Annotated in this window: 7 protein-coding genes; 5 read left to right on the plus strand and 2 right to left on the minus strand. The window is 68.2% G+C overall.

The genetic code is table 11. The annotated features are described in order from the left end of the window. Positions 1–2: 2 nt before the first annotated feature. Positions 3–2,006, minus strand: a complete 2,004-nt coding sequence (locus BWO91_RS14715) for a glucose PTS transporter subunit IIA (RefSeq protein ID WP_346425803.1) — start codon at positions 2,004–2,006, stop codon at positions 3–5. Positions 2,007–2,487: 481 nt separating this feature from the next. Here BWO91_RS14715 and BWO91_RS14720 point away from each other — a divergent pair, with 481 nt between their 5' ends. The 4 genes from BWO91_RS14720 (at position 2,488) to BWO91_RS14735 (ending at position 10,176) form a co-directional block, all read left to right on the plus strand. Next, the gene (locus BWO91_RS14720; protein ID WP_153303501.1) at positions 2,488–6,807 is read left to right on the plus strand and encodes an HtaA domain-containing protein; all 4,320 of its coding nucleotides are present in this window, start codon (positions 2,488–2,490) and stop codon (positions 6,805–6,807) included. A 509-nt stretch (positions 6,808–7,316) separates the two neighbouring features. Further along, on the plus strand, positions 7,317–8,252 hold the full coding sequence (locus BWO91_RS14725) for a heme/hemin ABC transporter substrate-binding protein (RefSeq protein WP_240555522.1): 936 nt from the start codon (positions 7,317–7,319) through the stop codon (positions 8,250–8,252). Between the two features lie 44 nt (positions 8,253–8,296). Next, positions 8,297–9,355: a FecCD family ABC transporter permease gene (locus BWO91_RS14730; RefSeq protein WP_079004002.1), complete on the plus strand. Its 1,059-nt coding sequence runs from the start codon at positions 8,297–8,299 to the stop codon at positions 9,353–9,355. Next, on the plus strand, positions 9,352–10,176 hold the full coding sequence (locus BWO91_RS14735) for a heme ABC transporter ATP-binding protein (RefSeq protein ID WP_079003102.1): 825 nt from the start codon (positions 9,352–9,354) through the stop codon (positions 10,174–10,176). Before BWO91_RS14730 ends, BWO91_RS14735 begins: the two co-directional genes overlap by 4 nt. A gap of 172 nt (positions 10,177–10,348) precedes the next feature. Here the strand turns inward: BWO91_RS14735 and BWO91_RS14740 are convergent, their stop codons facing one another. Continuing rightward, entirely contained in the window at positions 10,349–13,126 is a 2,778-nt protein-coding gene (locus BWO91_RS14740; RefSeq protein WP_079003103.1) for a hypothetical protein, read from the minus strand. 227 nt (positions 13,127–13,353) lie between these two features. Between BWO91_RS14740 and BWO91_RS14745 the strand changes: the two genes are divergently transcribed. Further along, positions 13,354–14,298, plus strand: a complete 945-nt coding sequence (locus tag BWO91_RS14745) for a hypothetical protein (RefSeq protein WP_079003104.1) — start codon at positions 13,354–13,356, stop codon at positions 14,296–14,298. Position 14,299: the final 1 nt, after the last annotated feature.

Raw genomic sequence — 14,299 nt, forward strand, 5'->3', positions numbered from 1 at the left:
TCTCAGCCGGCGATCGAGAGTACGGGCTCACCCGCGACGACGCGCCCAGAGGCCGTGACCGAGACCTCGCCGACGTCGTCCGGGTTTGTCACGACCAGGATGACCGTCGCCGGGTGACCTGCGTCTGAGATCGCGGCGAGATCCACGGAGACGAGCTGCTGTCCCACTTCGACATGCGTCCCTGACGGGACTGCACCAGAGAAGCCGGCTCCCTTCATCTGGACCGTGTCGACGCCGATGTGCACGAGGACCTCAACGCCCGCGTCGGTGACGATGCCGAACGCGTGCCCGGTCTTCGTGGCGGCCACAACGGTGCCCGTGACCGGCGAGACGATTCGACCGTTCATCGGTTCGATGCCCAGTCCAGGGCCCATGACGCCCGACGAGAACGCTCCATCGGGGATCGCTGCAAGCGGTAGGACCTCGCCGGAGACGGGAGCGGTGATCTCGTGTGATGCAGAAACAGTTCGTTCCCCGCCAGTGCCCGCAGTTGAGATGGTGCCGATCGCAGGTACCGACGCGGAGGGGATATCGACTTCGACCGTCAATCCAGAGCCAAGCAGTGCATCCTGTGCCGCAGCAACGCGCTCGAAGCGCACTGAGAGCAGGATGGCGGCCGCAGCAGAGACCACCGCTGAGATCGCGAGCGCCACCAGGATGTTGACAAAGAACTGGAGGGTGTCGTCTCCGATGTACAGGAACACGGCCGGCAGGCCCGACGTACCAACGGCGAACCGGTGTGTGCTGGTCAACCCCGCATAGAGTCCGCCGGCGCCGCCGCCGATCATCGCCGCAATCAAGGGATACCGTTTCGGAAGGGCAACGCCATAGAGCGCCGGCTCAGTAATACCCATCAATGCAGTGATTCCACCTGCAGTCGCGATCTGACGCAGCTTGGCGTCCTTCGTACGGACGGCGACCACCAGCGTCGCGACACCCTGCGCGATGTTCGAGCAGATCGCACCCGGGCCGAAGATGCTGTCGTACCCGAGCTGTGCCAACTGGGCGAACCCGAGTGGCGCCACCGCGTTGTGCACACCGAACATCACCATCACCGGGAGCAATGCGCCAATCAGCAGCGAGGGTACCCACGGTGCGTTCTCGGTAAGGAAGGCGAAGAAGATCGCGAGATACCCGCCGAGGAAGGTGCCGATCGGACCGAGGACCGACATCGCAAGCGTGCCCATGACCAGGAAGGTGATCATCGGGACGAACACGAGCTTGATGGCGTTCGGGACGACCCGGTTCAACAGTCGCTCGAAGTATGACTGCACGAGGATAACGAGCAGGATCGGGATGACCGAGGAGCCGTAGGATGCAAGCGTCAGCGGGATGACGTCGAAGAGATGTACCGAATCACCACTCGCGACCATCTGCGTCCAGGTCGGGTGCAGCATCATCGCTGCCACAACACCGGCGAGGAACCGGTTCGTCTTCAGTTTGTCCGCCGCTGAGATGGCGACGAAGATCGGTAGGAAGTAGAAGACCGCGTTGGCGAAGAACGCGAGTACCTGGTAGGTCTGGGATTCCCTGGTGATCACGTTGGTCACGACCAGGACCGCCAGCAATGCCATGATCATGCCAGCTCCGGAGAGTGCCGGGACGATGGGCTGGAACGTGGCCGCGATGAAGTCGACGACGACGCTGAAGACGCTACGCCGCTCTGCGGGCTTCGAAGCGGTCGTGTGGGTGGCGCTCGAGACGCCGGCAGCGCTCAACTCTCTGTCCACCTCCTCGAACACGTCTTTGACGTGCGTTCCGACGACGACCTGATAGGTCCCACCGGAGACCCGTGTCGTGGCCACACCCGCCGTCGCTTGCAGCTCACTATCGCGAACGAGCGACTCGTTGTGGAGGGAGAAACGGAGCCGCGTCTGGCAGTGGTATGCGGATTCGATGTTGGCGGGGCCACCCACGAGTCGGATGATCTCGGCCGCGAGTGTCGCGTACTTGGTACTCATGCTGAACCTGTCTCCTCGTTGAGGCATAAAAAAAGACCCGAGCATCGATACCCGGGTCGGATATCAGAGCTCAGGTCCTGCTTCACACAAGGTGAATAACATCCCACAGTCTCACGCGGCAGAAGCCGCATTGGAGACCATAGCGAGTTGTCGACTTGAGCACAAGGTTGCAACGGTGTTCGTGTGCAGCCCGCATTGTTCGTGTGTTCAAGGTGGATCTTGTGCGGATGTGAACCTGACCTCGTCTCGGGGTTCCCGACCGATCGCGATCGAAGCTGGGAGACCAGCGCCTCGACGCAGGCGAGGGTGATCGCGAGGATGCAGGAGACACCCGACGGCCTGTCGTCGCGCCCGAGACGGATGCCCCCCCCCCGACGGTTTCCACGTGCGCCCACTTGCGCGTCGTCGAGTTAATAAGGTAATCCTAACCTAAATAGCAGTACTGCTGGAGCTCAGCCCCACCTGTTGGAGCGCGCCGTCGGCACATCGAAATGCTGCTGCCTACCACTGTCTCGAAAGGCCCCTCTTGTCCCGAATATCCCCTCCGAAGGTCCTCGCGGCCGCCCTCGCGGCGGCGGTGATCGCTCTCGGATCGCTGACACCGGCAACCGCAGCGACCCCGCGCACGGATCTCGCCCTCGGCGCCGACGTCACCGTCAGCTCGACCCACCCGCACAACAACTTCGCCCTCGCCGGATCGAACCTCGTCGATGGTTCCAGCAGCACCCGCTGGGCAGCGGCCGATGACGCCACCTTCCCCCTCACGATCGACCTCGGCTTCACTTCAGAGGTCACCTTCACCGAAGTCGTCATCGACGAGTTCGTCGACTCGGGCACGAACGCGCGCGTGGCCGGCTTCGAACTCCAGCGCTGGGTGTCCGCGTCGTCGGCCTGGGAGACATTCTCCGCGTCGTCGGGACTCGGCCGGAAGAAGTCGATCAGCGGCTTCGGCGAGATCACATCGTCGAAGGTCCGCCTTTCCATAGCGGGACTGTTGCCGGGCGAGACGTACACACCGACGCTGACCGGCATCGCGCTCTACGCGACAGCACCCGAAGCCCCTGGGACTGGCGGTGAGGGAACCCCTGCTGCGAGTGATGCGCCGTACATCGCGTTCGAGACCGCACCTGCCGGGAAGACCGCGATCGATCCTGGCGCGCGCGTCACGCAGATCGACACACCGTCGACGAACGGGTCGAACTCGATTCGTGTCGTCGAATCGGATGGTGACGTCTTCCTCCAGCAGGTGGCGGAGGACTCGGGCGCCGTGACGCAGACACTCGACATCAGCTCCAACATCGATGGGGTGACCTCCGGAACCGCGAGCCTCGACTACAGCGCGGCCTCGCCCTATCCCCTGAACATCACCCTCTTCGGCACGAAGGACGGGCAGTCGATCGTCCTCCGCGTCATCACGCCTGGATCGAGTTCGCTCGGTACCGCTGCCTCCACGACGTTCGAATCGCTGGACGCAACAGCGTTCGAGCAGCGCACCGGCGTCGCTCTCGCCGGCCTCGAGCTCATCAGCCCGTTCAGCACGGGCTACCTGGCCGTGTACTCGACACCGAGCGGCTACGGCGCGAAGCGCCTCACGTACAAGCTGGCCCCACAGGCCGGACGCGATCCGATCACGCTGCCGTTCAGTCAGGTCGATCGCGAGTTCCGTCTCGACACCTACGGTGATCTGTACTCGAGTCGGGTCGGTGCCGTCGAGAAGGTCTCCATGTACGACCTCTCCACCGTCGCGACGGTGGAGCTCCCGGGCTTCGGCATCGCTGCATCCTGGTTGCTGGAGCCGTACTCCGTGCTCCTGGTCGCGGATGCATCCGGCAAGGTCGCGAACGTCAGCCTCAAGGATGGTGTCGCCCTCCGTGGCGTGATCTCGCTCCCGACGCAAGCCGCCTCGATGGCGTTCGTCGAGTACACCGCAGAGATCCAGCTCACCACAGCAGGTGCAACCCAGATCCGGAGGTTCGCAGCCGCCGACAGCGGTGAGCGGACCCCGTTGGACACCGCCGGCGTGGTGCTCCCCGGATCGTTGAGCTCCTTCGTCAGCTGGAATCCGGCGACGACCTACCTGGTAGCCATCGGCCAGAACGTCTACTCCTACCGCGCGTCGTACGTCTCCAGCGCCAAGCCGTGGTTCACCCCCTCACTGTCCGCAGCAAAGCGCGGAGCCGGTATCGACTTCTCCTACTCCGGGGCCGGCACGGGTCTGTCCTCCGACAAGGCCTGGTTCGAGTACAGCCTCGACGGTGGAGCGAGCTGGTCGAAGCGCGGCGACGCGTGGTCCGACGCGGTCGCTGATCGTGGCAACGTGACGGTCCAGCCCGCTGCACTCGCGGAACCCCAGGACGGTATCGCTCCCTACCTGCGCCAGAACACCGAAGACGTCTGGGCGTCCACCACCCTCGGTGTCTTCTACGGCGACATCGTCCTCCCGGCCGAGCAGTACGACGCCCTCTGGCGCTACCGTCTCGAGAACGTCTACGGATCGGTCGCCAGCGCCGCCACGACGATCACGATCGAGGACGAGCAGGAGGTCGACCCGACCCTCCGCATGACCACACAACCGACCGCCGCACGCGTCAGCGTCGGCGAGTCGCTCACCCTCACCGCAGCGGCGTCCGCAGCACTCCCGATCACCGTGCAGTGGCAGCGCTCCGCCGACGGCACCGACTGGGCTGACATCGACGGGGCGACGGGCAACAGCCTGACGCTCACCGCGTCCGCGGCCGACACCGGCAGCAGCTTCCGGGCCGTGTACACCGCCGGCGATTCGAGGATCCAGTCCGAACCGGCGAGCATCAGTGTGATGGTTCCGAACGGGCCGGTCACGTCCGCCGCGCCCGCCGGCGCCGTCATCGCAGCGGACGCACGCTTCACGCTGGACCTGTCCACGTACTCCCAGGAGTGGGTGCGCGACGTCGCAAGCAAGAACGTCTCGCTCGGAACCACCGGCTTCGAGTTCTCCACGGGCTCCGGGTGGACCGATCCCGCGTCCGGTGAGACACAACTGTCCTGGTCGGGCACGGCGATCTACCGCCCCTACGGCGGTTATCTCGGCCTGTACATGGCGTACGCGAACCCCCACCTCGCGATCGCAGCGAACGGGCAGGCCACCCTCACGGCGGAGATCGCCTGGAACGACGGCGGCGGCAAGTGGAGTGGCCCCGTCGAGAACAGCTACAAGCGCGTCATCGTCGCGACGTTCGCCGACAGCGAGCTCACGACGGCGACTGACGGGACGCTCTCGTTCGCCGGCACGCCGGAGTGGTCGGGACGCGCCTACTCACAGGGTGCAGGCGAGGTGTACGCGGACAGTTTCCCCGCGTCACTCGTCGACTACTTCGACCCGAGCAACCGTCCGTGGTTCTACGCGACCGGCAGCTTCCGTGACCCGGAGAAGGCCGGCCTGCCGGTGACGGCGACGGCGACGGTCACGACCGAGACGGCCCCGACCGCAGGCTCGCGGGTCGACCCGCTCGACCCCCTCGGCGACGGCAAGAACCCGTTCACCCCGTCCTCACCGACCGTGGTCGCACAACCGCAGTCGGCGACCATCGGCGTCGACGGTACAGCCAAGCTCACCGCCACCGCGACCGGGTCACCGGCACCGACGATCCGCTGGCAACAGCTCCTCGGCGCGGTCTGGACCGACATCGACGGCGCGACGACCACGACCTACACCGCGACAGGGCTCGCGGAGGGAGCGCACTCGTTCCGAGCCGTGTTCACCGGAGGCGGCACATCGGTGGAGTCGGAGACCGCCGTCGTCACGGTGAGCGCTGACGGGGACGAGCCTCAGCCGTCGGCGGGTCCCGCGCTGAGCGTGACCCCGGGTTCTCAGCTTGCGGACGGCGCCAAGCTCACGGTGTCGGGGTCCGGCTATGAGCAGCACACCAACCGTCACGGTGCCTACCTCCTGTTCGGGTACGCCACCACGTTCCCGTCGGCCGGCGGCAAGCTCGGCGTCGACTACGACTACGCAGCAGGCATGGACAACCAGCGGTTCATCGCCTGGCCAGGCTCAGCGACAACAGGAGCCTCGCAGGCGCTCTTCGCTGACGGCGGGTTCACCGTCGAGGACTTCGCGGCGACGTCCACCTTCATCGGAGCCTCCGGCGCGGCCATCGACTGCCGAGCCACCGGGATCACCTGTGGCGTGTTCACGATCGGCGCCCACGGCTCGACGGACGGGGCGCTCGAGACGTTCGTCCCGGTAACGTTCACGACCGTCGCACCCGAACCGGGCACGGAACCAGGCACCGAACCGGGTACGAACCCAGGCACGGAACCGGGTACGAACCCAGGCACGGAACCAGGCACCGAACCGGGTACGAACCCAGGCACGGAACCAGGCACCGAACCGGGTACGAACCCAGGCACGGAACCAGGCACCGAACCGGCACCGCGGAAGATCGAGCCGTCTGGCTCAGACCTGACGCTCGAGAACGAGGGTCGCATCACGGTTCCGGTGAGTGCAATCGCAGGATCGACTATCACCGTGTCCGTCGGCAGCGACCGAGCCGCGGACCGAGTGGCCGCGTACCTCTTCTCCGAGCCGAGTTCGCTCGGTACGTACAAGGTGTCTGAGAGCGGGACCTTCGAGGTCCGCCTCCCCGCTGACGTCACCGGTGTGCACCGCCTCGCGGTCTACGACGAAGACGGCATCATCGGCTGGGCATCCATCTCCATCGCTGCTCTGGCCGGCAATGGAGACAAAGCAAAGGACACGATGGCCGTCACGGGGACCGAGTTCCCGTCGGCTGCGATCCTCAGCGCCGTCGTGCTGATACTGCTCGGAGGGGTTCTGATCAAGCGGCGTCGCAAGCTGACCGTGTGATCTCCCCGGCATAAGAGATCCCAAGGGGTCCGGAGCCCGATCGGCTCTGGACCCCTTCGGGTTGCACCCCGTCCGCGAGAGGCAGTGGCCAAGGCCACCGTCGCGACACACAGCGAACGGATCGTGGCCATTCGCGAGCCACGCGCTGCTCTCGAATACCCATCGGTCATGCGTCAATCGTCTTGGCCAAAGATCCGCATGCCTCTGAACCTCCATCGCATCCACCTGCCTCGGGATCGTGCTACGACGACTGCACGCTCGGGAATCCGATGTTGCCCGAACAAGGCCGGATGTAGGTTAGCCTTTCCTTACTCATGAACGCCTTTGATCGCTTCCTCCCCCGGCTGTTCGTCATGCTGACAGCTCTCGCCATTGGGCTATCCGGCTGCGCGGTGACGGATCCACCATCAGCTCCCGATGCCTCTGGGTGCGAGGCGTCGACAAAACCACTCGGGTCACTCACACCCGTCGCCGAGCCGAAGGACTGGACCGGTCCTTCCACCGCCTGCATGGCCGACCCCGGCATCACCGCGGTCACCGACGCCCCAGAGCAAGCACTCCCGGTCACGGTCGTCGACAACCAGGACACCGAGGTCACGATCAGCGACACCAGCCGAATCCTCGCCCTCGACCTGTCGGGATCGCTCGCAGCCACCGTGTTCGGTCTCGGGCTCGGCGACTCGGTCGTCGGCCGCGACACCTCCACCGGGTTCCCGGAGGCCGCCGACCTCCCCCTCGTCACGCAGAACGGCCATGAACTCAACGGCGAGGCCATCCTCGCGCTCGAGCCCACCGTCATCCTCACCGACAGTTCGATCGGCCCCTGGGACGTCGTCCTCCAGATGCGCGACTCAGGCATCCCCGTCGTCGTCCTGACGCCACAGCGGAACCTCGACAACATCGACGACCTCGTCACGCAGGTCGCTGCTGCGCTCGGTGTCCCGGCGGCCGGTGAAGCGCTGAACGCTCGGATCGCCTCCGAGATCGCGGCGACGATGACGGACATCGAAGCACTCGCTCCGGCCGACCCCGCCGACCGTCCACGGGTCATGTTCCTCTACGTGCGCGGGAACGCCGGGATCTACTACATCTTCGGTGAGGGCTCCGGGGCCGACGCGCTCATCCAGGCACTGGGCGCCGTCGACGTCGCTGAGGAGATCGACTGGCAGGGCATGCGCCCCATGACCGCCGAAGCACTCATCGATGCGGCGCCCGACGTCCTCATCATGATGACCAAGGGCCTCGAGTCGGTCGACGGTGTCGACGGACTCCTGGAGCGCATCCCCGCCGTCGCGGAGACCCCGGCTGGACAGCACCGACGGGTCATCGACATGAGCGACACCGAGGTCATGAGCTTCGGCCCACGCACAGCCGCCGTCCTCGACGCGCTCGCCCGCGCCCTCTACGCGCCCACCACCGGCGCCCCGGCGGACGAGGAGCCGTGACCCGCTCGGCCCTCGGCGGCAACCGCACCGGGGCACCACTCGACATCGACCCGGAGGTCCCCGGCGCACGGTCGCTCCGGTCGGGCGCGCTGGCGGTCACCCTGCTCGTCGCGCTCATCGCGCTCGCGCTGGTCTCGGCGGGCAGTGGGCAACTCCACGTGCCACCCCTCGAGGTCCTCGGCTCGATCATGCACCGGCTCGGTCTCGACATCGGACCGATGCCCAGCCACGCAAACGGGGAGAGCGCCCTGTGGAACATCCGCTTTCCACGCGTCGCCATGGCGCTCGTGATCGGGGCGGCGCTCGCAGCGGCCGGCCTCCTCATGCAGGCGATCTTCGGCAACCCACTCGCCGAGCCCGGCGTGGTCGGCGTCTCCGGCGGGGCGGCACTCGGCGCGTCGGCGACGATCGTCTTCGGCTGGGCCTTCCTCGGGGAATGGACGGTCGCCGTCACCGCGTTCGTCGGCGGACTCGCGGCAACGCTCATCGTCTACGCGATGAGCCGCGCGAACGGGCGCACCGAGGTCATCACGCTCGTCCTGACCGGCATCGCCGTCAATGCGGTGACCGGTGCCGGGCTCGCGTTCCTCACCTTCCTCGGCGACACCGCCGCACGCGAACAGATCGTCTTCTGGCAGCTCGGCAGCCTCAACGGCTCGCGCTGGCAGCAGTTCGGCATCGTCCTCCCCCTGGTGCTCGTGGGGCTCGTCGTCGCGTTCGTCGTCGCGAAACAGCTCGACCTGCTCTCTCTCGGCGAGAAGAGCGCCAGGCACCTCGGGGTCAACGTGGAGGGACTGCGGATCCTCGTGATCCTCGTCGTCGCCCTGCTTGTGGGCGCGAGCGTGGCGTTCGCCGGCATCATCGCCTTCGTCGGGCTCGTGATCCCGCATCTCATGCGCATGATCATCGGCCCGGCCCACCTGCCACTGCTCGTCGTCAGCACCCTCGGCGGGGCCGTACTCCTCCTCGGGGCCGACCTCGTGGCACGCACCGCCGTCCCGCTCGCCGACCTTCCGATCGGCATGCTCACCTCCCTCGTCGGCGGACCGTTCTTCTTCTGGCTGCTGCGACGGACCCGCGGGTCCTCGGGAGGCTGGGGATGAGCGTGCCGGTCGTCGGCCGGCGCTTCGCGGTCCCCGAGCCCCTCCGACCCGGCGAGCTCGCGATCGAAGCCTCGAGCGTGGGCGTCGTGATCAACGGGAAGCGCATCCTCCACGATGTGACCTTCGACGCCCGCGCGGGCGAGGTCCACGCGCTCATCGGGCCGAACGGCGCTGGCAAGTCGACCCTGCTCGCGACGATCACGGGTGACCAGACGCTGGCCGAGGGGCGCATCACCGTCGCGGGCCGGCCGCTGCAGGCCTGGTCGGCCCGCGAGCTCTCCCGACGGCGCGCCGTGCTGTTGCAGCACAACGACGTGTTCTTCCCGTTCACCGTGCAGCAGGTCGTCGAGATGGGCCGAGCGCCGTGGCAGCGGACCGAGCTCGAACGCGACGACGACGAGGCCGTCGCGGCCGCGATCGCGGAGACGGACATCGCCCGCCTGTCCGGCCGTCAGGTGCCGTCGCTCTCGGGCGGCGAGCGCGCACGGGCGGCACTGGCACGGGTGCTCGCGCAACGGACCGGCATCCTCCTGCTCGACGAGCCGACGGCGGCACTCGACCTCCGACACCAGGAGGACGTCCTCCGGCTCGCACGGGAAGCCGCGGCCGCGGGTGACGCGGTGATCGTCGTGCTGCACGACCTCAACCTCGCCGCCGCCTACGCCGACCGGATCTCGCTGTTGCAGCAGGGACGGCTCGTCACGACCGGGAGCCCCGCCGAGGTCCTCACGGCGGAGCGGATCACCGAGGTCTACCGATACCCGGTCGAGGTCGTCGCGCACCCGACGAGCGGCGCACTGGTCATCCTCCCCATCCGCTGAAGCACCTTGCGCCCGGGCTCCAGTGGCGCGGGTCGGCACCCCGACAGGCTCGGCGACCGGAGCGGGCCGGACAGCGAGCAGCGCGAATGCGACAGCGAGCAGACAGCAGGGAGGGCCGCCCCGCGAATGGGACGGCCCTCTCGTGTCAGTCGGCCGTGCGGCCGCCGGGCGGTCAGACCGCGGCCACCTGCGTCTTCCGGCGACGCGCCAGGAGCGCGAGGACGAGGCCGGCTGCGAGGAGCAGCCCACCGGCGAGGAACGGCACGGCAGCGTCGGCGCCGGTCGAGGCGAGGACCGCGGTGGTCGTCGTCGTGGAGCCGTCGGGGTTCGTCACGACCGTGACGGTGACGGTGAACGCCGCCGTCCCGATGAGGACTCCGTCCGCGTCGAGGACTGCAAGCGTGTGATCGCCCGCCTCGAGGTCGGACGGGACCGTGAAGCTTACGGTCCCGTCGGCCGCGACGAGCGCCCAGCCGAGCCACTGCGGCTCAGAAAACGCGTACGCGCCGAGGTACTGTCCGGCGTGCTGCGTGCCGACCGAGACCGTGATGACGTCGCCGTCGATGCCGGTGATGTCGATCCCGGGGGCCTCGGTGAGCGATGCGGCGTCCGGTGCGGCCGGAACCGTGCCGGGGACCGTGAGCGTGACCGACGCCGCTGCGCTCGTGACCGTGCTTCCGCCCGATGCGCCGGGCGCCGAGGGGACGTCGTTCGAGACGGTTGCGCGAACCTGCTCGCCGTTCCGGACGTCGGCCGAAGCGACGGTCAGTTCGGCGCTCGTGGCACCGTCGAGGTCGACCCAGCCGGTGGAACCGAGCGCGAGATGCTGCCACTGCACGGCCACGTCGTCGCCCGCCGTGGCCACGGCGAACACCGCGTCCTCGCCGTGTGCGACGGACACCGACGCGGGCTGCGCCGTGATCGATGCGGGGACCCCGAGCGTCAGGGTCGCCACATCCGAGGTGACCGGATCGCCGATGCCGTTCCCGACGACCGCGCGGAACCGCTTGCCACCGTCACCGTCGGCGTAGACGACCTCGAGGGTCGTGCTCGTCGCGCCGGTGACGGCGGACCAGCCGTCCGCTCCGACGGCACGCTCGAACCACTGCACCGACGGCGCCGGGGTACCGGTCACGCCGACCGAGAAGAACACCGAGGGCGACGCGGCACCGACAGGCGCCGTGACGGAGACGGGCTGCGACACGATCGCCGCCGCGACCGGGATGGTCGTGTCGACGGCGAGCCCGACCGGTGCACTGGTGACCGAGAAGACCGAACCGTCGATCTCGGTCGGGATGGTCCCGGTGACGACGGCACGGTACTGGGCGCCGGCGTCCTGGGCGGTGGTGACGACCTCGAGGCTGGTACCGGTCGCACCGGCGACGTCGGTCCACCCGGTCGCGCCGGCGGCGAGACGCTGCCACTGCACCGCGGCGGCAGCACCGGCGATCCCGACGGTGAACGTCGCGGTCTCACCGACCTTCACCGATGCGGCGGACGGCTGGGCGGTGATCGACGCGGGTGCACCGACCGTCAGGGTCGCGGCCTCCGAGGTCGCGGAACCCGCTGCGTTGGACACGACGGCGCGCACCTCGGTGGCGTCGTCCGCCGCCGTGTACGGCAGGGTCAGCGTGGCTGCCGTAGCCCCCTCGATCGCGACCCAGTCTCCACCGGCTGCGCGGCGTTCCCAGACGACCGTCGGCTCGGGCGAACCGGTCGCGGTGACGGCGAAGGAGGCGACGGGCGAACCGGTCGCGGGTGCGATCGGCGCGACGACGTCGCTGGGCTGCGCGGTGATCGCTGGAGCGACCTGCGGGATTGGGGCGACGGGGTCCAGCACACGTACGACTGCAGACTCGGACACGACCGGCCGTCGGGCGGCATTGTCGACGGTCACGCGCACGAGCGCTCCGCTCTGGCTCGTCTGGAAGGCCAGCGTCAGCGTCGGCGCATCGGTCGACTGGGGAGTCCAGGTTGCACCGCCGTCTTCGCTGAGCTCCCAGCGGTAGCTGAGCGGGCCGTCGCCTGCGGCCTCGACCGTGAAGGTGGCCTTGCCTGCGTCCTCGACGGTGACGCCTGCGGGCTGCTTGGTGATCGTCGCGGGGACGACCTCTGGCACCACGGGGGCGACGGTGTAGGAGACGCCCAGCGGAGTGGTCGGCTTCGCGGCGTCCGCTGCGCCGCCGGACGAGTACCAGTACGACGCCATGCCGGTGAGGACCTGGAAGTCGACGAAGGACTGCGGGAAGGATCCGGCGTTCGCCCCGGTCGTGGACTGCGGGTTACCCGATGGTGACACCGAGATCACCCGTCCAAGGTAGTCAGGCGTGACCGTGAATCCGGTTTCGGTGACGTCGACGCCCGAGAGGGTCGCGACAACGACATCCTGCCGAGGCTCGAGGACCACAAATACGTTCGTATCATCCATGCTCGTGCCGTACCCGCTGAGGGTCGCGGTGACGACACCGGTGCCGTCGGCGTCGACCGTGAGCTTCGGGTCGGACGCGGAGAACTGCGTGAGGCCCTGGTAGTACGCGGCCGTGAAGGTGCCGTCCCACTGGATCTCGGCGGTGCCGGCTTCGACGTTCACCGTTCCGGTGCCGCCGGAGATCGCGACGCGGTTGTCGCTGTAGTTGGCGCTGGACGGCGGCGTGATCGGTCCGCCGGTCGCGGTGGTGCGGAGGCCGGCCCACGTGGACGGGGCCCAGGTGCCGTCGGCCTGCTTCTTCTGGATGGCGACGTTGCCGTCGTTCTGCTTCCATTCGCTCTCGACGACGGTGTCGGCGCCGCTGGTCTTCGCGATCTCACCGGCGGACAGCAGGTTGATCGCGCCGGGCTGGAACGCTGAGTTGTTGGACTCGTTGTTGATGCCCCAGGTGAAGACGGCGTCATCGATCGTGGAATCGGCGGCCATCGCGGCCGGTGCGGCGACGATCGAGCCGAGGGCCACGACCGAGGTGGTGACGAGGGCGGTGACGGCGGACCTGAACGGTCTCCGCCGCCAGGCGGGTGGTGGGGCTGTGGGCCGTGCAGACAAGGCGATCTCCGGTGTGTTCGACGGTGGATGTCGGGTGGAAGGGGGCGCCTGGTCTCCGAAACCGAGCCCCAGGCAGGGTTAGCTTAGCCTTAACTAAGTAAGGTTATGCAAGCCTTATTAACTGCGGCTAGGCTGCAGCCATGCCGCATCGCCCGACTCCGTCCACCGCGCCCTCGATCCGCTCCACGACAGCGAACCGAGGCCGACGACGACTCGCGGCGATCTTCACGGGGGTGGCACTCCTCGCCGGCTTCTCGGCCGGTGGATCCCTCCCGGAGCCCGCCTACGCCGCCTCCTCGGTGACCGCACACGTGGTCGACCGCCCCGACCTCGCGAGCGTCGCCGACCCCGACTACCTCACCGACGTGCAGCTCTCCGGTTCGGGCTTCCAGTCGATCAAGAACGGGCACGGCGGGATCTACGTCGCCTTCGGCTGGGTCGCCGACGCCGAGTCGTGGCGCCCGAGCAACGGCGGCGTGACCGGCGCCGATTACGCCTACGTCCCCGACGACGAGACCAACCCCACGGGCTACATCCTCTTCGTGACGTTCCCCGGGAGCGACACCGCGGCCGCCGCCAACGGGGGCGAACTCGCCGCCGACGGCACCTGGTCCGGTGTCATCAGCATCCCCGGCGCCCGCTTCGAGTCGCTCGATCGCGACGGCAACGCCCAGACCATCGACTGCCTCAGCGTGCAGTGCGGCATCATCACCATGGGGGCCCACGGCGTGAAGAACGCCAACAACGAGACGTTCACGCCGATCACCTTCACCGATCTGTACGGCGACGATGCCGCTGCTCCGGCGCCCGCGCCGGTAGCCCCGGAGAGCGCCCCCGAGCCGACGGTGATCTCCAGCACCATCGTCGCCGAACCGGACGAGACCGCCGCCGCCTCTGCCACCGACGACCTCGTCCCGCTCCTGACCGGTGCCGTCATCGGCGTCGGCGCCCTGGCCGTCGGCGCGGTCGCGTTCCTCGTCTGGGCGGTGCTGAGCGGACGTCGTCGAGCAGCGCTCGCGGCGGCAGGAGCGGCGGGCGCGGCCAGCACGGTAGACGCGACCGGCACGTCCGGCGACAGCGCGTGAC

This window comes from Plantibacter flavus (assembly GCF_002024505.1).
Classification (GTDB): Bacteria; Actinomycetota; Actinomycetes; order Actinomycetales; family Microbacteriaceae; genus Plantibacter; species Plantibacter flavus_A.

Excerpts from the sequence above, each read along its gene's own strand:
- BWO91_RS14725 (WP_240555522.1), top strand. The coding sequence starts at position 7,317 with ATGGCCGACCCCGGCATCACCGCGGTCACCGACGCCCCAGAGCAAGCA.
- BWO91_RS14735 (WP_079003102.1), top strand. The coding sequence starts at position 9,352 with ATGAGCGTGCCGGTCGTCGGCCGGCGCTTCGCGGTCCCCGAGCCCCTC.
- BWO91_RS14745 (WP_079003104.1), top strand. The coding sequence starts at position 13,354 with ATGCCGCATCGCCCGACTCCGTCCACCGCGCCCTCGATCCGCTCCACG.
- BWO91_RS14715 (WP_346425803.1), bottom strand. The coding sequence starts at position 2,006 with ATGCTCGGGTCTTTTTTTATGCCTCAACGAGGAGACAGGTTCAGCATG.